Source organism: Actinoplanes sp. NPDC048988 (assembly GCF_043197815.1).
In the GTDB taxonomy this organism is placed as follows: Bacteria; Actinomycetota; Actinomycetes; order Mycobacteriales; family Micromonosporaceae; genus Actinoplanes.
Window position 1 is genome coordinate 495,709 of record NZ_JBICTW010000003.1, and the last position, 16,728, is coordinate 512,436.

A 16,728-nucleotide genomic window follows, 5' to 3' on the forward strand; every position below is an offset into this window, starting at 1 on the left:
TCACCCTTGCGGGGGCTGGACCCGTGCACATCGTTCGAATCGGATAGACGTGACCGACGGTCGTGTTACGACTACGTGAAGCTGAATACGTGGTATCCCCACGGTGGCAGGCCGACGTAGAGGCCGTTACCGGCCAGGTCGTCGCCGTCACGGTCGAAGACCCGGCCGTCGGCCAGGTCGGTCAGCCGCCACGCCCGGCCGCCCAGATCCGCCCAGGGCAGGGCGATCCGGGCCTGGGAGTCATGGTCGCCGAAGTTCACCGCGACCACGTGCCGGGTGCCCTCGTCGTGCCAGGACCAGGCCAGCACGTCCTGGTGGGTGGGATTGTCCGGCCAGCCGCCCGGCTCCAGCAGCGTCCACTGCCCGCGGCGCGCGATGGCGGCCGCGCCGGCCACCTTGCGGTAGAACTCGCGCAGGCCGGTGTCGGCCGGCTCGTCCGGGAAGCGGCCGAGGAAGACCGGCAGGTGCACCCGGCGGCCCTCGAACTGCCCGTCGTGCCACAGCGTCGTGCCGGGCAGGGTCGCGATCGCCACGGCGGCGGCCCGCCCCCGCCCGCCGGGCAGGGTGGCGGCGGCCCGCGGCTCGTCGTGGTTCTCGATGAAGCGCAGCAGCCGCCGCTGGTAGTCGAGCCCGGCGGTGAGGTGTTTGCGCACCGAGCCGGCGTCCTCGTGGGCCAGCCGGTCGTAGAGCCGCTTGTCGTAGCAGAGGTCGAAGCCCTGCTGCTGCAGCGTCCACTCCATGTCCCAGTAGACCTCGGCGATCAGCGTGAGATCGGGGTGCCGCTCGCGCACCCGGCCCAGCACCGAGGGCCAGAACTCCTCGGCCGGGGCGGCGCCCACCCGGTCGCCCCAGGTGCGGGCGAAGATCTCGTTGGTGAGCAGCATCGCCATGTCGCAGCGGATGCCGTCGCACTGGTCGCCGATGCTGATCAGCGCCTCGGCCGCCGCGTCGCGCAGGCCCGGCGAGAACGCGTTGAGCTGGGCGACGTCGGGCCAGGGGGCGAAGTACGGGTCCTTGCCGTTGGCGATGACCCGGTCGCCGGCGGCGAAGAACCCGGCCGGGTCGCGGGCCAGGTCCTCCCGGGTGCCCTGGACGAACCAGTCGGGGTGCGCGGTGACCGCCGGGTGGTCCGGGGCCACGTGGTTGGGCACGTAGTCGAGGACCAGCTGGAACCCGCGCGCCCTCAGCTCGGCCCGCGCCGCGGCCAGGCCGGCCGGGCCGCCGACGCGGTCGTCGGCGCGGTACCGGCGTACGCAATAGGGAGAACCGGCCAGATCGGCGGGGCTGTAGTCCGGCAGGGCCTCGCGGAACGACCGTTGCAGCCCCTCGTCGGCGGTGGCCACGGCCAGCCCGGCCGGGCTGCGCTCCCAGACGCCCATCAGCCAGACCGCGTCCAGGCCGGACGCGGCCACCTCGTCCCAGACCTCCCCCGGCACGTCGCCGAGGGTGACCGGCCGGCCGTACCGCCGGGCGAGCCCGGTCAGCCAGGGCCAGGTGAAGATCTCGTACACGGCCTTCATGACTTCCTCTCCTCACCGCCCGGGCGCAGCACGCCCGTCATGCCGCCGGACAGCAGCTCCTGCCCGCTCAGGCCGGCGAACAGGTTGGGGAACAGCGCCACCAGCCCGGTCCAGCCGGTCTGGTGGGCGGCGCCGAGTCCCGCGCCGTTGTCGCCGTGGAAGTACTCGGCGAACAGGATCAGATCCTTCCAGTGCTCGGTCGCGAAGATCGGCTGACCCCCGAAACAGGGCCGGTGGCCGTGCTCGTCGGGCACGAAGATCCGGGTGAGCCGGCCGGAGATCTCCCGGGCCACCTCGAACAGGGTCATCCGGACCCCGGAGCCGGTCGGGCACTCCACGGTGAAGTCGTCGCCGTAGGCGACGTACAGGTTGAGCAGGGCCCTGATCATCAGCGCGTTGACCGGGAACCAGACCGGGCCGCGCCAGTTGGAGTTGCCGCCGAACATGCCGCTGTCCGACTCGGCCGGCTGGTAGGTGACCTCGAAGACCCGGTCGCCGACCGGGAACTCGAACGGGTGCTCGGCGTGGTGCCGGGAGAGCGACCGGATGCCGTACGGGCTGAGGAACTCACCCTCGTCGAGCATCTTCTCCAGGACGCGCCGCAGCCGGTTGCGCTCGAAGAGCGCGAGCAGCCGTTCGCCGTTCGGGCCGGGGGCCAGGCCGGGCTCGAGCAGCGCGCGCACCGCCGGGTGCCGCTCGGCGAACTCCAGCACCCCCTTGACCAGTTCGGGCCGGTGCTCGATGAGGCGCGGGTCGTAGACGGTGGCCGCGGCCAGCGGCAGCAACCCGACCATGGACCGCACCTGGAGCCGGCGGGCCGAGCCGTCCGGCAGGCGCAGCAGGTCGTAGAAGAAGCCGTCCTGTTCGTCCCACATGCCGTCACCGGCCGCCGCGTGATTGACCGCGACCGAGATCCAGGCGAAGTGCTCGAAGTACGTCTGCGCCTGCTCCAGGTAGACGGGGTCGGTGGTGGACAGTTCGAGGGCGATCTGGAGCATGCACTGCGCGTAGAGCGCCATCCAGGCCGTGCCGTCGGCCTGGTCGAGGTGGCCGCCGGTGGGCAGCGGCGCGCTGCGGTCGAAGACGCCGATGTTGTCCAGGCCGAGGAAGCCGCCCTGGAAGATGTTGCGGCCGTCGACGTCCTTGCGGTTGACCCACCACATGAAGTTCTTGGCCAGCTTATGGAAGGTCCGTTCCAGCCAGTCGTGGTCGGCCCGGCCGTTGCGGGCCTTGTCCACCTCGTAGATCAGGTAGGCGGCCCAGGCGTGCACGGGCGGGTTGACGTCGCCGAAGTTCCACTCGTAGGCCGGGATCTGGCCGTTGGGGTGCAGGTAGCGGCGCCCGAGGAGCAGGTCGATCTGTGCCTTGGCGAAGCCGAGGTCGATGCCGGCCAGGGCGACCGCCTGGAAGCCCAGATCCCAGGCCGCGAACCACGGGTACTCCCAGGTGTCGGGCATGGAGAACACGTCGGAGCCGGACAGGTGATACCACTCGCCGTTGCGGATGGTGGAGGCACCCAGGGTGTCCTGGCCGTGCTCGGCGAGCCAGCGCTCCACGTCGTACTCGTAGTACTGCTTGCTCCAGAGCAGGCCCGCGAACGCCTGCCGGGTGATCTTCCGCTCGGCCTCGCCGAGGTCCGGGTGCAGCGTCTCGGCGTAGAACTGGTCGGCCTCGGCCCGCCGCGCCGCGAAGACGGCGTCGAAGTCCCCACCCGGCGGCGACTCGCTGAGCCGGAACCGGACCGTCGTCTCCGCTCCCGGCGCGATCTCCAGCACGATGTCGGCGGCCGCCTTGGTGCCCACCCGTTCGGGATTGACGGCCTCCTTCTCGCCCTGCACGACATAACGATCAAAGGCGTCCTTGACGTACGGGGTCCGGTTCGTCCCGCCGAACAGGCGCTCGTTGTTCGTCTCGTTCTCGGTGAAGATCAGCGGATGGTCGCCCAGGACCGTCCACCACCGCTCCCCCAGCTCGGGATGCTCCAGCTTGACCGCGCCGTCCTCCTCGCGCAGCACCGGCCGGGGCGCGCCCTCGTCCCACGACCAGGTGTTGCGGAACCACACGGTCGGCAGCAGCCGCAGCATCGCCGGGTCGGGCCCGCGGTTGGCCACGGTGATCCGGGCCAGGATGTCCTCGGGGCCGTCCTTCGCGTACTCGATCGTCACGTCGAAATAGCGGTCCTCGGCGAAGATCCCGGTGTCCAGCAGCTCGTACTCGAAAGCCTTCCGGTCCCGTGACCCGTTGGTGGCGACCAGGTCGTTGTACGGGAACTCGCGCTGCGGGTATTTGTAGACCATCTTCAGGTACGAATGGGTGGGCGTCCCGTCGACGTGGAACCAGTACTCCTTGACGTCCTCGCCGTGGTTGCCCTCGCCGTTGGTCAGCCCGAAGTAGCGCTCCTTGAGGATCGGGTCGTTGCCGTTCCACATCGCCACGGCCAGGCAGACGCGCTGCTTGTCGTCGCTGAAGCCGCCGATGCCGTCCTCGCCCCACCGGTACGCCCGCGACCGCGCGTGGTCGTGGGTGAGGTAGGACCAGGCGTCCCCGCCGGGGCTGTAGTCCTCGCGGACCCCGCCCCACTGCCGATCACTGAGATACGGGCCCCATCGCCGCCAGGCGGTGGCGTTGATGTCGGCGTCGTGCAGGCGCCGTGCTTCGGCGCCGGAAGAGTTGGCCATGCGGTCAGCGTCGGCTTGATCACTCTGAGTCACAACACCCGAGGCGGATGACTCCAGGCCCGCCCGGTGCGCCGCTGATAGGCCGCCACCGCGTCCTCGACGGTCGGGAAGAAGTGCTCCTCCTCGATCTTCCCGGTCAGCTTGTACCGGTCCAGTTTGGCCCGCACCGGGTGCTTCATCTCGGCGAACACCAGCGCGATGCCCTCGGCGTCGAGCTCGGCGTCCAGTTCCTCGAGCATGTCGGCCGCCGTGGTGTCGACGTCGGTGAGCGGCTCGGCGGCGACGACGATCCACTGCGGGGCCGGGTCGGCGTTCGCGATGTGCCGAATCTCCTGCCGGAAGCTGCGGGCGTTGGCGAAGATCAGCGGGGCGTCGAAGCGGAACAGCACCAGGCCCGGCATCAGCTCGGCCTCCGGATGCTCCCGGACGTCGTGGAAGCCGTTGATCCCCTCGGCCCGGCCCAGCGTCGTGCGGTAGGGCCACCAGGTCCGCCGGAAGACGTTGAGCACGGAGAGCGCGACCGCGAAGGCGATGCCCGGCAGCACGCCCAGCACCGCGACGCCGAGGAACGCGGCCAGCGCGAGCGAGAACTCGATCCGCCGCTGCCGCCACAGCCGGACCATGCCGGGGATGTCGGCCAGCGAGAGCGACGCCGCGATGACGACCGCCGCCAGCATCGGCTGGGGCAGATCGCGCAGCAGGCCGGGCACGAGGACCAGCATCAGGGTGATCGCGGCGGCGCCGACCAGCCCCGTCACCTGCGTACGGGCGCCGGCCTGGAAGGCGACCGCCGTCCGCGAGCCGCTGGTGCTGACCGGGAAGCCCTGGAAGAGCCCGGCCGCGAGGTTGGCCGCGCCGATGCCGGCCATCTCCTGGTTGCCGCGCACCTCCTGGCCGCTGCGGGCGGCGAAGGCCGAGGCGGTGGAGATGGTGTCGGTGACCGAGACCAGGGTGATGCCGAGCGCGCCGGCGGCCAGCAGGCCCAGCTCCGACCAGCTGACCGAGGGGATGGTGAACGGCGGGAAGCCCTGCGGCAGCGGGCCGACCAGATCCACGCCGTGGTTCTCGAGGTCGAACACGCCGACGGCCAGGATCGCCAGCACCACCGCGACCAGGATACCGGGAACCCTGGGCAGCCAGCGGCGCAGCACGCCGATGACGATCAGGCCGCCCACACCGACCGCCAGCGCGGCCGGCACCGTCTCGCCGTCGGCGACGCCCCGGGCGAAGGCGCCGGCCTCGGCGAAGAGCCCGTCGGCGTCGACCGAGAAGCCGAACAGTTTCGGCAACTGGCCGATGAGGATGGTCAGGGCCAGGCCGTTCATATATCCGAGCTGGGTCGGGTGCGACAGCAGGTCGGCCACGAACCCGAGCTTGGCCACGGCGGCGATCGTCATGAACACGCCGACCAGCAGCGCCATCACCGACGCCAGGGCCACCGCCTTCTCCGGGTCGCCGCCCGAGGCCACCATCGGGATCACCACCGCGGCGATCATCGGGCCGAGCGACGAGTCCGGTCCCAGCACCAGGACCTTGGAGGGGCCGAAGACGGCGTACGCGACCAGGCACAGGATCGACGTGTAGAGGCCGGTGATCGCGGGCAGGCCGGCCAGCTCGGCGTACGCCATGCCCTGCGGCACCAGCAGCGTGGTCAGCACGATGCCGGCGACCAGATCGCGGGGCAGGTATCCCGGCTTGTAGGTGGCCGCCACCCGCAGCCCGGGTATCCAGTCGGAGAGCGCCATCACCAACCCCTCTCACGGCGGACGCCGCCCGCGCGAGCGGGCGGCGTCCGATCGTCGCGTCGGATCAGGCGACGGTGTCGCCCTTGCCGTGCAGCGCGTCCTGCAGCTCGGCCTCGGCCTCCTTGGACAGCGAGGACTTGATCACCGTACCGCCGTACTGGCTCAGTGCCTCGACGGCCTTGTCCGGCGTGACCGCCTCGACGACCAGGAACAACGCCGACGTGCCGGGCTGGAGCTCGTCGCGGATGCGCTCCTGGAACTCCTTGCTGATGGCGTTCTTCGTCAGCTTGCCGGTGAGCGCGCCCAGGCCGGCGCCGATGGCCATGCCCAGAATGGGGATGAAGAACAGGACACCGAACAGCAGGCCCCAGAACATGCCCCACGTCGCGCCCGCGCCGACCGGCTGATGGTTCGTGGTGACGTGGAACTTGCCTTCCTTGTCCCGGATGATCACAGCGATCGCGTCCGGCTGGATGATGAGATCCTTGGCCAGTCGGTTCGCCTCCAGCGACGCCGCCGTCGCCGTGGTCTCGTCGGGGTACCCGATGGCGACCAGAGTTGCCATGATTGACCTTCTCCTTCGTGCCGCGTGGTGTTTGCCGTCGCCGCCGTGGCGGCGGCGTCCCGCACAGTCAGCCATGGGCGGGCGGGGCCGCGACTCACCTCGCGAGGATGAAACCGGCGAGCGTTCATCCCTGTCGGAGGAAGGATCGCCACCGGCTTTCGGCGAAGGTCGGACGGTATGGAGCAGTACGAGTTCCGGGTCCGTGGCTTCCTCGGCCCCGTGCTTCGCATAGCGCTGGGCAGCCTGCGCTGCCGGGCTCTGCCGCGGCAGAGCGTCATTCAGGGCCGGTTGTCCGAGCAGGACCTGGAGCGGCTGATCGAGCGGCTCGACCGGTCCGGGGTGGAGGTGCTGTGCCTGAGCCGAGTTCCCCACTGAGCCCGCCGATGCCGCGCGGTGTCGTCGTCCTGCTCGGCACGGCCTGCCTGGTCGTCGTCGTGGCCGGCATGAAGGGCATCGCCGGCCTGATCGCGCCGGTCATGCTGGCGCTGATGCTCGCCGTCACGGTCAGCCCGCTCACCGAGTGGATGCGCCGCCGCGGCACCCCGGTGTGGCTGGCCGCGCTCGCCACGATCGTCGTCGTCAACGTGGTGCTGTTCGCCCTCGGCGGCGCCCTCTACGTGTCGGCGGCCCGGCTGCTCGACCTGATCCCGCAATACCAGGACCAGTTCGCACAACTGCGGGACGACCTGGCCGGGCAGCTGGCGGGCCTGGGGATCAGCACCGACCAGGTGCACTCGGCGCTGTCCGGCATCGACTCGGGCACCGTGCTGCACGCGGCCGAGAGCATCCTGGGCGGCCTGGCCGGCGCGCTGTCGAACACCGTCTTCCTGCTCGCCGTGCTGCTGTTCATGTGCCTGGACACCGTCGACTTCCCGCGGCGCCTGGTCTCGACCGCCGGCGAGCGCCCGGAGGTGGTCGGCGCGCTGCGGTCGTTCGCCCAGGGCACCCGGCGCTACCTGCTCGTCTCCACGGTGTTCGGGCTGATCGTGGCGGTCATCGACATCATCGGGCTGTGGGCCCTGGGCGTGCCCCTGCCGTTGCTGTGGGGTCTGCTGTCGTTCATCACCAACTACATCCCGAACATCGGCTTCGTCATCGGGCTCATCCCGCCGGCGCTGCTCGGGCTGCTCGAGGGCGGCCCGGGTCTGATGGTGGCCGTCGTCGTCATGTACTGCGCGGTCAACTTCGTGATCCAGTCGGTGATCCAGCCGAAGGTCGTCGGCGACGCCGTGGGGCTGTCGGCGACCGTCTCGTTCCTGGCCCTCATCTTCTGGGCGTGGGTGCTGGGTGGGCTCGGCGCGCTGCTGGCCATCCCGCTCACGCTGCTCGCCAAGGGCCTGCTGATCGACATCGACCCCAGCACACGCTGGGTCAACGGGCTGCTGTCGAACGCCGTACCGGCCGAATCGCCCTCTCCGGATGAGGCGCCCCCCGCGCGCGCCAACGGACGATGGCGGCGTCCCCGATCCGCTAGGAGCACCTCATGACCACCTTCACGGTGTGGAAGTTCGACGACCCGAAACGCGCGGAGAACGTGTTCGGCATCGTCAAGGAAGCGGCCGGCGATCACCTGATCCACATCGTCGACCACGCGATCGTCAGCTGGCCCGAGGGCGCCGAGAAGCCCGACATCCACCACTCCCACGACAGCGCGAAGCACGGCGTCGGATGGGGTGCCTTCTGGGGCATCGTGGTCGGCGGCCTCTTCCTCGTGCCCATCGTCGGCGGCGCGGTCGGCGCCGGCGTCGGCGCGCTGGCCAAGGCGACCGAGGGCACCGGCATCTCCAAGGACCAGCTGGAACGGATCCGGACCCAGGTCACCGAGGGCACCTCGGCGCTGTTCCTGGTCACCGACAGCGGCAACCTGGACCGGCTCGGCGAGCGGTTCCGCGGCGAGCACAGCCAGCTGATCGCCACCAATCTGACCGAGGGCGAGCGCGACATCCTGCTCGAGACCTTCTCCGGCGCCAAGGGCTGACATGACACCGGACGAACGGGCCGCGGCCGGCCGCGCCGCCCGCGCACAGGTTCCGCTCGAGGCGCACGCCGAGGTTCCCGCCCCGGCCGGCCGCGACGCCAACGCGGTGCTCGCCGAGCAGGAGGAGAACCGGCTGCCGGAGCTCCTGCCCCTGCGGCACGAGCGGATGAGCACCGACCCGTTCGCCTTCTACCGGGCCGGCGCCGCCGTGATGGCGGCCGACCTGGCCGCCGGCTCGTCCTCCGGCCTGCGGACCCAGCTCTGCGGCGACGCGCACCTGGCCAACTTCGGCATGTTCGCGTCGCCTGAGCGGCGTCTCGTCTTCGACCTCAACGACTTCGACGAGACCCACCCGGGTCCGTTCGAGTGGGACCTCAAGCGCCTGATCGCCAGCCTGGCCCTGGCCGGGCGGGCCAACGGCCTCAAACGCAAGGAACGCGCGGTCATCACGCGCGACGCCGCGCGCGGTTACCGCCAGGCGATGGCCTCGTTCGCGGCCATGGGCAACCTCGATCTGTGGTACGCCCACGCGGACGTCGAGTCGCTGCGGTCACAGCTCGACAAGACCCGCAGCAAGAAGGTAGCGGCGGCGGGGGCCAAGGCCCGGGCCCGGACGAGCCTGCAGGCGTTCCGCAAACTCACCCAGGTCGTCGACGGCCGCCGGCGCATCGTCGCCGACCCGCCGCTGCTGATGCCGGTCCGCGACATCATCCAGGGCAACGAGAACCTGGAGGACGAGATCCGCGAACTGCTCGCCGGCTACCGCGACACCCTGCCCGACGACCGCCGGCGGCTGTTCGACGGCTACACCTACGTCGACATGGCCCGCAAGGTGGTCGGCGTCGGCAGCGTCGGCACCCGGTGCTGGATCATCCTGCTCACCGGCCGCGACGACGAGGACCCGCTGCTGTTGCAGGTCAAGGAGAGCGGCCCGTCGGTGCTGGCCGAGCACGTCGAGGCCGGCGAGTGGGACAACCACGGCCGCCGGGTGGTCTCGGGCCAGCGGCTCATGCAGGCGCACAGCGACATCTTCCTGGGCTGGCAGAGCTACGGCGGGCGGGACTTCTACGTGCGCCAGCTGCGCGACTGGAAGGGCACGATGGAGTCCTCGACGTTCAAGCCGGAGGGCCTGCGGGTCTACGGCGAGATCTGCGCGTGGACGCTGGCCCGGGCCCACGCCCGCGGCGGCGACCGGATCGCGATCGCCGCCTACCTCGGCGCGGACGACACCATGGACCGCGCCCTGGTCCGGTTCGCCGAGGACTACGCGGACCGGACCGAGGGCGATCACGCCGCCTTCAAGTCCGCGTCCTGAGGGCTTTCCGGCCGCCCGTCCGCGGACCGGGCGATCAGGGTCACGGCCACCTCGTACGCGGCCAGCAGCACCACGATCACGAGCAGGCTCATCCACGACGACCAGATGAGGGCCGCGATCCCGGCCACGACCAGCCCGCCGATCCGTACGGCGTCGAGGTAGCGCGCGATGAAGCCGGGGGCGTGATCGCCGGCCACGCGCGCGCCCCGCCACGCCCACCGGGCGCCGGCGACGGTCTGCCGCCGTAGCCACCGGGGGATCCGGCCGGGGCCGGCCAGATAGGCGATCAGGGCCAGGACAGCGCCGATCCAGATGATCTGTGTGCCCCGCTCCCGCAACACCGAGAAGATGCTGTCGACGGCCGCGTTGACGCCGTCGCGGTAGACACCCTCCGGCACCTGCTCGACCGCCTGGCGGCGCACCGCCCGCACGATGACCGTGACGGTCACGGCGGCCACGACGAGCCAGATTCCCAGTTGTACGGCGGTCCGGCGCCGCCTCGGCGACACCACGAAAGCGGCCAGCACCAACACGATCGTCGAGGCGACGAACAGGGCCAGATACCGCTTCGAGGCGGCCACCGTGTCCTGCAGCGCCTTGAGCTGGCCGCCGTCGTACACGGTGAACTGCGCGAAGTTGGCCGGCAGGCGCACGCCGAGCGCGTCCTCCACCCGTACCCGAAGATTGTCGGGAATCGCCCCCGAACTCAGGTCGGGCAGGGTGATCGTCTTGCCGAACAACGTCGGCAGCTGCGCGCTGAGCTCCCGCAGCGCCTGGTTGATCAACGGCAGCAGATCGATGTCGATGTGGTCGCTCTGTGCGGTGATCACCTCGCTCTCGCCCTCCACGACGGCCATCACGCGGTCGTGGACGCGGCGGTTGACCTCGATCCAGACGGTCTGGAAGCCGTCGCTGCGCAGCACGGTGGTCACCACGGTGCGGACCTGGGTGCGCAGCTGCCCGGCGATCGGGCCGGCGGCGAACGCGGCCTGCGGGGGCAGGACGTCACGCAAGCGCTGCTCCACGTTCAGGACCGCGAAGGTCTGCGCGGTGGCGTACTCGGCGACCGCGGCCGAGATCTGCGGATCCTGCGGCAGCGGCGCGACGGTGCCGACCCAGCGGTCCGTGCTCAAAGTCGTGCGGGCCGCCCACAGGCCGACCACGCTGAGCACCAGCGCGAAGGCCGCGACCGCGGCCAGGATCGCCGCGACGACACCGCGGACCCGGCGGCCGCCGGTCCGCTTTCTGGTAGTCAATCTGCCGCGAAGATCGGCAACCTCGGCGCGCAGTCGCTCGAGCTCCACCTCACTCGCGTTTCTGGTCTGCACCTGGTGGGGCTGGTCGCCGTCGCCGGCAGCCTCGGCCGCCGTGGGCACGCTGCTCGTCATGCTCCGACCGTCGCCGATCGGCGTGGCGGGCCGATTCATCCCTGCCGGATGAATCCCGCCCCCACCGCCTGGCGCACGCTGAGACGCATGGCATTGGGGCCGCTGGAACTCATGGTCTTGTCCTTTCCCGCGGAGGACCTCAACGACGGCGTACGGGCGACTTTGGACCGGCTCGAGCGGGCTGACCAGATGTGTGTCGTCGACGCGCTGGTGGTCCGCAGCGACCAGGCCGGTGGCGGCTACGCGGTCGAGCTCATCGACCTGCCCGGCATCCGCGGCGACCCCGACGTCCTGGCCGCCCTGGCGACGGGGCTGATCACCGAGACCGACATCACCGACGTGGCGGAACTGCTCGACGACGACGCCATGGAGGTGCTCGCCGTCCTGCTGGAACACCGCTGGATCGGCGACCTGGCCGGCCGGGTCGCCGCGACGCGCGGCCAGATCGTCGCTCTCACCCACATCTCGGGCGCTCCGAGCCCGGTGTACTGAAAGGATCGACATGCCCGAAGTCGACGAGATGGGCCCCATCGACTACCTGTGCGTCGAGCTGCCACCCGGCAGCATGGACGGCAAGGCGTTCTCGCTGCTGGAAGATCTGGTCGACCGGCACATCATCCGGGTTTTGGACATCGCGCTGGTCCGCAAGAGCCCGGACGGCAAGGTGAGCGTCCTCGAAGAATCCGAGTTCGACGGGAACGGCCTCGCTTCCTTCCACGGCGCCGCCTCCGGCGTCCTGGGCGGCGAGGACCTGCGGGAAGCCGGCGAGCTGCTGGAGCCGGGCGCGGCCGCGGTGATCCTGGTCTACGAGAACACGTGGGCGGCCCCGCTGGCCCGCCAGCTGCGTCACGTGGGCGCTCAGCTGCTGGCGAGCGGGCGCATCCCGGTACAGCAATTGCTTCAGGCTTTGGACGAGACAGAGCCGCAGTACGCGGCGAAGGGAAGGTGACCGGATGCCCGGCCTGCTCCGAGGAATAGCCCGAACCGCCGTGGTGGCGGGAACCGCGTCGGCGGTCTCCGGCCGCGTGCGCCATCGCCAGGACGGCCGCTGGGCCCGCCAGGAGGCGCAGGACCAGATGGCGCAGCAGCCGCAGCAGCCGGCCTACGCTCCGCCGCCCCAGCAGGTCTACGTCGCGGCTCCGCCCGCCGCCGCCGCGCCCGCCGCCCCCGACATGTCCGCCAAGATCGACCAGCTGAAGCAGCTGGCCGATCTGAAGTCCCAGGGCATCCTCACCGACGCCGAGTTCGAGGCCCAGAAGGCCCGCATCCTCGGCCAGTAGGCACGAACGCGCCGGCCGCCCCCGATCGCCCGGGGACGGCCGGCGTTCGCTGTCAGCTGTAGGTGCGCGGATACGGGCGGGACGCCGGCGGCTGGGGAACGCGGATGACGGCCGACTTGGCGACGCCCGCGACGAGGGAGCCGACGGCGATGCCGAGGACCATGTTCAGGCCGGCGGTGTAGACGCGGGCGCCCAGGCTCGCGTCGGTGACGAACGGCGCCAGCATCGCCACCACCGTGGCCAGGCCGATCACCCAGCCGAAGAAGCGCATGGGACGTGGCGTGGTCAGCAGCAGCAGGTGGACCAGGCCCGTGGCGACCAGGGCCGCCATGCCCGCGCCGAAGGCGTACCAGCCGGTTGACGCGTCCCCCCACGTGCCTTGGCCCTTGGGCGCCAGCACGTCGATGTCGAACAGGCCGCGGCCGAACAGGATCCCGGCGATCGCGATCAGGGCCGCCACCACGGCGGTGGCCGCGCCGCCGGCCCAGAGCTTGCCGGCGTTGACGGCCGGGCGGGTTTCGTTGATACCGGTCATGCGTCGGAGCCTGGCCGACGCCGCCGCGGGGACGCTTCACCCGGCATGGATGGTTCCTGATATCGTGATTCGGCACGCCGACAAGCCGAAGGGAGGTCAGAACAATGTCCGATGTTCTGCGCCCCTTCCGCGGCCCGGCGTCTCCGCGGTTCTAGCGAGGCGCGCTCCTTTCCGGAGGCCCGGCATGACCGCTGTGACATTCCGCCCGCTCGTCGCGGGTGAGGAAGATCTGTTCGACTCCCTGCCCGATCCGTTGCCCGAGCTGCGCCAGGCGTCCTTCGCCGACGGCCTCGCCGCAGGCGGTTTCGCCTTCCCGCGCGCCTGGGTGGCGCTGCGCGGCGATGAGCTCGTCGCCCGCGCCGCGTGGGTTCTGCCGCCCGGCGCCGTCGGCCGGCCCTGGCTGGAACGGTTCGACGCCGCCAGTCCGGAGATCGGCGCCGCCCTTCTCACCGCGGCCCACGAGGCGCTCGGTGGTCCGCTGCCCTACTACGCCGCCGCTCCCGCGCATTGGCGGCAGAGGCCCGAGTCGAAAGCCGTCGTCGAGGTACGGCTGGCGGCCGCGCGCCGCGCGGGCCTGGTCGAGCACGGGGAGCGGCTCCGGCTGACCTGGGCCGGGGCGGCCCTGCCGGCCACCAGCGGAAGGTACGCCTTCCGCCCGGTCACCGGCGAGGAGGAGATCACCGCCCTGGTCGCCCGGATCGGGCGGCCCGACGTCGTCACCGGGGCCGAGACCGCGCTCGCCGTGCTGGGCGCCGACCTTGCTTCCGCTCCGCTGCCCTGGCTGCGTACCGCCGATTGGCTTGTCGCCGAGGAGGCGGGCCTTGTCGCCGCCGCCGGCGACCATTGCTATCCGCTGATCGGCTATCTGGGTCTTCTCGACGCGGGCGCCCGGGAGGAGCTGATCGCCGAGGCGGTCCGCGTGCTGGCCGAGGGCGGCGCCCGGGAGGTGGTGGCCGACGTCGACTCCTACCGGGTCGAGGTGCTGGCGGCCTTGGAGCGGACCGGCTTCCGCCAGGTCCGCTCCCGCGTGGTCCTCACCTGACAGGTCAGCTGTTGATCGTGGCCTGTCGCGCCTCGATCGCCTTGACGGTGTTGTGCAGGGCCTTGACCAGGACGCCCTTGCCGACGCTGCCGAGCAGCAGCCCGGTCACCTTGCCCTTGAGGTTCTTCCCTTCGCGCACCACCACCGCGTCCAGGGTGGTGGTGCCGTCGGGCTGCCGGGTCAGCGTGTAGGTGTGCCCCGAGTCGCCGCCCCAGATGTTGGAGTCGGTGGTCCTCATGGTGACGTGGGTGGGATCGGACCAGTCGTAGGACAGGCGTTCCCAGACTCCGCCGCCGCCCTCGGTCACATCGGCGTGGGTGGCGCCGAGCTCGTGCACCTTCAGGTCGGCGTCGGAGCTGTTGCCGAACAGCTTCTGCCGGCCCGGCCCGAAGTCAGTGAGCCCGGCGACGAACTGCTCGGGGGTGAGGGTGGTGGTCTCGTGCATTCGGATGGTCGACATGTGAACAGCTTGTCGGCCGAAGCACCCCCGCCGAGCCGGTAGGACACCCTGGTCGGTCCCGGGTGTGCCCCGGGCGCCGCCCCCGGGTGACCTGAGACTCACTCGCTTATATTGGTATGTCGTCATACCTAATACTCGGCTGGTGAACGAGATCGCCGCCGAAGTCGTGGAACTCGCGCCGGCGCTGCACCGGGCGCTGGAGCGCCGCGCCGACACCGAGATCGACTTCCCGCGGCCGCCGGATCTGCAGCTCTCGGCGCTGCGCCTGGTCCGGCGGCATCCCGGCACGACCGTGCGGGAACTCGCCGGCGAGCTCCAGCTCAAACCGAACAACGCCAGCGCCCTGGTCACCGCCATGGTCACCGGCGGTTTGCTGGTCAAGGAGAACGACCCGGACGACCGGCGGGTCGTCCGCCTGCGGCTGACCGACCAGGCGCGGCAGCGGCACGACGCCGTACGGGACCTGTTCACCGGTTACGTCGAGGCGGCCCTGACCACCCTCACCGACTCGGAGCGCCGTGATGTGGCCGCGGCGCTTCCGGTGCTTCACCGCATCGTGGAACAAATCAAGCAGGAGAGTAAGTGACCACCCTCACCAAGGCGCCCACCCCGCCCACCGTCGTCTCGAGGCGGAACAAGCCCTGGCTGTCCCTGATCGCCGTCGCGTTCGGCCTGTTCATGGTCGGCCTGGACGGAAGCATCGTGTCGATCGCCAACCCGGAGATCGGCCGCGACCTGAACGCCAGCACCGCCGGCCTGCAATGGGTCACCAACGCCTATCTGCTGGCCCTGGCCGCCTCGCTGATCCTGGGCGGCAAGCTCGGCGACCGGTTCGGCCGCCGCACCTACTACCTGGTCGGCGTGGCCGGCTTCACCGTCGCCTCGGTCGCCATCGGCCTCTCCGGCTCGATCACCGGCGTGATCGTCTTCCGGGCCGTGCAGGGCTTCTTCGGCGGCCTGCTGATGCCGAACACGCTGGGCATCCTGCGAGCCGTGTTCCCGCCGAAGAAGTTCGGCATGGCCGTCGGCATCTGGGCCATGGTCTCCTCGGTGTCGACGGCGCTCGGCCCGATCGTCGGCGGCCTGCTCGTCGAGCACGTCAACTGGGAGTCGGTCTTCTACGTCAACGCCCCGATCGGCGTCATCGCCCTGGCCGTGAGCGCTTTCGTGCTGCCGCAGAGCAAGAACTCGACCGGTCACCACAGGTTCGACATCCCCGGCATCGTGCTGCTGGCGGCGGGCCTGGTGGTGATGGTCTTCGGCGTGGTGAAGGGCGAGACGTGGGGCTGGGGTTCGGCGGCCACGCTGGGCACCATCGCCGCCGGCCTGGCGATCCTGGTGGTCTTCGGCTGGTACGAGACCCGGGTCGAGCACCCGCTGCTGCCGATGCGCCTGTTCCGCAACTCGGCCCTGACCATCGGCACGGTGCTGACCGCCGTGAACTTCTTCGTCCTGCTCGGCTCGATCTTCTACGTGATGCTCTACCTGCAGAACGTCCGCGGCTACACCCCGGTCATGGCCGGCGTGCTCACCCTGCCGCTGAGCCTGGCCTCGGTGGTGGCGTCCCCGCTGGGCGCGGCCCTCACCGACCGGTTCGGCCCGCGCCTGACGATGCCGCTCGGCATGGCCTTGCAGGCGCTGGCCTCGTTCGGCTTCCTGCTCCTGCGAACCGATTCCCCGTACGCCGTGATGTGGCCCTCGTTCATCCTCCTGGGCCTGGGAGTAGGCATGATCATGGCCGCCTCCTCGGAGGCGATCGTCGGCAACGCCCCGGTGCGGGACGCCGGCGTGGCCGGCGGCCTGCAGGCCACCGCCCTGCAGATCGGCGGCGCCCTGGGCACGTCGGTGCTGGTCTCCCTGATCAGCAGCAGGGCCGGCGCCACCCTCTACACGGCCCTGACCGGCGCCGGCGTTCCCGCCCCGCTGGCCACCGGCCTGCAGGAGGCGAAGGACGCGGTGGCCATGGGCGTAGCCCCGGTCTCCCCCGACATGACCGCCACCCTCAGGGCCGCGGTGACCGACGGCGCCGGCCAGGCCTTCATCAACGGCCTGCACGTGGCCGCCCTGACCACAGCCCTCCTCTGCCTGGCCGCCGCCGCGGTAGCCGTCATCGGCGTCCGCCGGGGCTCCACCCCCACCGAGGGCGCAGCCGCCCACTGACCCCGGGGTTCGGGTGCAACCAGGTTGCACCCGAACCACACCGGAAAGAACGCCCCGGCCGG

The 16,728-nt window shown here is 71.0% G+C and carries 17 protein-coding genes; 10 read left to right on the top strand and 7 right to left on the bottom strand.

Annotated elements, in window-relative coordinates; translation table 11 throughout:
• Nucleotides 1-71: 71 nt before the first annotated feature.
• The 4 genes from ACGFJ7_RS13165 to ACGFJ7_RS13180 all read right to left on the bottom strand — a co-directional run bounded on the left by ACGFJ7_RS13165 (nucleotide 72) and on the right by ACGFJ7_RS13180 (nucleotide 6,508).
• Nucleotides 72-1,520, bottom strand: coding sequence for an alpha-amylase (locus tag ACGFJ7_RS13165; protein WP_392642287.1), 1,449 nt, complete (start codon nucleotides 1,518-1,520; stop codon nucleotides 72-74).
• A complete protein-coding gene (locus tag ACGFJ7_RS13170) occupies nucleotides 1,517-4,198 on the bottom strand; it encodes a glucosidase (protein WP_392642288.1) in 2,682 nt (893 codons plus the stop codon). Before ACGFJ7_RS13170 ends, ACGFJ7_RS13165 begins: the two co-directional genes overlap by 4 nt.
• 29 nt (nucleotides 4,199-4,227) lie before the next feature.
• Nucleotides 4,228-5,943 carry a sulfate permease gene (locus ACGFJ7_RS13175; RefSeq protein ID WP_360248421.1) on the bottom strand — a complete coding sequence of 572 codons (1,716 nt, stop codon included), beginning with the start codon at nucleotides 5,941-5,943 and terminating at the stop codon, nucleotides 4,228-4,230.
• Between the two features lie 64 nt (nucleotides 5,944-6,007).
• Nucleotides 6,008-6,508: a DUF1269 domain-containing protein gene (locus tag ACGFJ7_RS13180; RefSeq protein WP_360248419.1), complete on the bottom strand. Its 501-nt coding sequence runs from the start codon at nucleotides 6,506-6,508 to the stop codon at nucleotides 6,008-6,010.
• Between the two features lie 177 nt (nucleotides 6,509-6,685).
• On the opposite strand from ACGFJ7_RS13180, the gene ACGFJ7_RS13185 reads away from it, so the two are divergent.
• From ACGFJ7_RS13185 to ACGFJ7_RS13200, 4 genes are read left to right on the top strand one after another with little or no spacing between them, the layout of a single operon-like run.
• Nucleotides 6,686-6,883, top strand: coding sequence for a hypothetical protein (locus ACGFJ7_RS13185; RefSeq protein ID WP_360248417.1), 198 nt, complete (start codon nucleotides 6,686-6,688; stop codon nucleotides 6,881-6,883).
• The gene (locus ACGFJ7_RS13190) at nucleotides 6,859-7,995 is read left to right on the top strand and encodes an AI-2E family transporter (protein ID WP_360248415.1); all 1,137 of its coding nucleotides are present in this window, start codon (nucleotides 6,859-6,861) and stop codon (nucleotides 7,993-7,995) included. The genes ACGFJ7_RS13185 and ACGFJ7_RS13190 overlap by 25 nt, the downstream gene beginning before the upstream one ends.
• Nucleotides 7,992-8,486, top strand: coding sequence for a DUF1269 domain-containing protein (locus ACGFJ7_RS13195; protein WP_360248413.1), 495 nt, complete (start codon nucleotides 7,992-7,994; stop codon nucleotides 8,484-8,486). Before ACGFJ7_RS13190 ends, ACGFJ7_RS13195 begins: the two co-directional genes overlap by 4 nt.
• Before the next feature lies 1 nt (nucleotide 8,487).
• Nucleotides 8,488-9,801, top strand: coding sequence for a DUF2252 domain-containing protein (locus ACGFJ7_RS13200; protein WP_392642289.1), 1,314 nt, complete (start codon nucleotides 8,488-8,490; stop codon nucleotides 9,799-9,801).
• On the opposite strand, the gene ACGFJ7_RS13205 is transcribed toward ACGFJ7_RS13200, so the two are convergent.
• Nucleotides 9,774-11,189: a hypothetical protein gene (locus ACGFJ7_RS13205; protein WP_360248409.1), complete on the bottom strand. Its 1,416-nt coding sequence runs from the start codon at nucleotides 11,187-11,189 to the stop codon at nucleotides 9,774-9,776. The two genes, ACGFJ7_RS13200 and ACGFJ7_RS13205, sit on opposite strands and share 28 nt — an antisense overlap.
• An 87-nt stretch (nucleotides 11,190-11,276) precedes the next feature.
• Between ACGFJ7_RS13205 and ACGFJ7_RS13210 the strand changes: the two genes are divergently transcribed.
• The 3 genes from ACGFJ7_RS13210 to ACGFJ7_RS13220 are packed head-to-tail and all read left to right on the top strand — an operon-like array spanning nucleotide 11,277 to nucleotide 12,469.
• Nucleotides 11,277-11,681: a DUF6325 family protein gene (locus ACGFJ7_RS13210; protein WP_392642290.1), complete on the top strand. Its 405-nt coding sequence runs from the start codon at nucleotides 11,277-11,279 to the stop codon at nucleotides 11,679-11,681.
• Between the two features lie 10 nt (nucleotides 11,682-11,691).
• Nucleotides 11,692-12,138: a DUF6325 family protein gene (locus ACGFJ7_RS13215; RefSeq protein WP_360248405.1), complete on the top strand. Its 447-nt coding sequence runs from the start codon at nucleotides 11,692-11,694 to the stop codon at nucleotides 12,136-12,138.
• A 4-nt stretch (nucleotides 12,139-12,142) separates the two neighbouring features.
• On the top strand, nucleotides 12,143-12,469 hold the full coding sequence (locus ACGFJ7_RS13220; protein ID WP_392642291.1) for an SHOCT domain-containing protein: 327 nt from the start codon (nucleotides 12,143-12,145) through the stop codon (nucleotides 12,467-12,469).
• 52 nt (nucleotides 12,470-12,521) lie between these two features.
• On the opposite strand, the gene ACGFJ7_RS13225 is transcribed toward ACGFJ7_RS13220, so the two are convergent.
• Complete coding sequence (locus ACGFJ7_RS13225; RefSeq protein WP_360248401.1) at nucleotides 12,522-13,004, bottom strand: DUF6069 family protein; 483 nt, start codon at nucleotides 13,002-13,004, stop codon at nucleotides 12,522-12,524.
• A gap of 184 nt (nucleotides 13,005-13,188) precedes the next feature.
• Here ACGFJ7_RS13225 and ACGFJ7_RS13230 point away from each other — a divergent pair, with 184 nt between their 5' ends.
• Nucleotides 13,189-14,046 carry an acetyltransferase gene (locus ACGFJ7_RS13230; protein WP_392642292.1) on the top strand — a complete coding sequence of 286 codons (858 nt, stop codon included), beginning with the start codon at nucleotides 13,189-13,191 and terminating at the stop codon, nucleotides 14,044-14,046.
• Between the two features lie 4 nt (nucleotides 14,047-14,050).
• Here the strand turns inward: ACGFJ7_RS13230 and ACGFJ7_RS13235 are convergent, their stop codons facing one another.
• The gene (locus tag ACGFJ7_RS13235; protein WP_392642293.1) at nucleotides 14,051-14,506 is read right to left on the bottom strand and encodes a hypothetical protein; all 456 of its coding nucleotides are present in this window, start codon (nucleotides 14,504-14,506) and stop codon (nucleotides 14,051-14,053) included.
• 142 nt (nucleotides 14,507-14,648) lie between these two features.
• Here ACGFJ7_RS13235 and ACGFJ7_RS13240 point away from each other — a divergent pair, with 142 nt between their 5' ends.
• Nucleotides 14,649-15,092: a MarR family transcriptional regulator gene (locus ACGFJ7_RS13240; protein WP_360248395.1), complete on the top strand. Its 444-nt coding sequence runs from the start codon at nucleotides 14,649-14,651 to the stop codon at nucleotides 15,090-15,092.
• A complete protein-coding gene (locus tag ACGFJ7_RS13245; RefSeq protein WP_392642294.1) occupies nucleotides 15,089-16,666 on the top strand; it encodes a DHA2 family efflux MFS transporter permease subunit in 1,578 nt (525 codons plus the stop codon). Before ACGFJ7_RS13240 ends, ACGFJ7_RS13245 begins: the two co-directional genes overlap by 4 nt.
• Nucleotides 16,667-16,728 lie beyond the last annotated feature (62 nt).